The following is a 464-nucleotide window of genomic DNA, read 5'->3' on the forward strand; positions in this document are numbered from 1 at the left end:
CATCGCGAAGGCGACGAGCACTTAATCCACGGGCCTTGGACTGGCGATAACCACGCGAGGTGATAAACCCACCAGCCCGGTTATTCTTCAACGTCTTACAAATGAACTCGATAGAGAAACGATTCCGGTGTTCATCGATGAATCGGATCATTTCCGACGTTTGGGGTCGAGTTCCGACGCGAAAAAAGCTGAGGCAGCCTTCAGCAGCTCATTAGTATCGCGTAGCTCTTGATTCTCACGGCGTAGTCTCGCGTTTTCGGCGGCCAAATCTTCAGGCACAGGTTCTGGAGTGTTTCCCGAACGGCGGGCCTGCTGGGTCCATTGACGAGCTGTGTGCCATGAAACCCCCAGCTTTGGGGCTACTGCCTGGCACGCGGCTTGCATCGACATATTTTCCGCCAAGATGCGGTCCTCAACGAGACGGACCACGCGGTCCTTCGCATCCTGGTCAAATTTCCTTGGCA

General features: G+C 55.0%; 1 protein-coding gene. It reads right to left on the reverse strand.

Annotated elements, in window-relative coordinates; all coding sequences use genetic code 11:
- Positions 1 to 147: 147 nt before the first annotated feature.
- Positions 148 to 464 (reverse strand): transposase (locus HMPREF2935_RS00730; protein WP_070731573.1); only part of this gene is annotated, 317 nt, incomplete at its 5' end.

The sequence above is a fragment of the Corynebacterium sp. HMSC076D02 genome, from assembly GCF_001813815.1.
GTDB lineage: Bacteria > Actinomycetota > Actinomycetes > Mycobacteriales > Mycobacteriaceae > Corynebacterium > Corynebacterium simulans.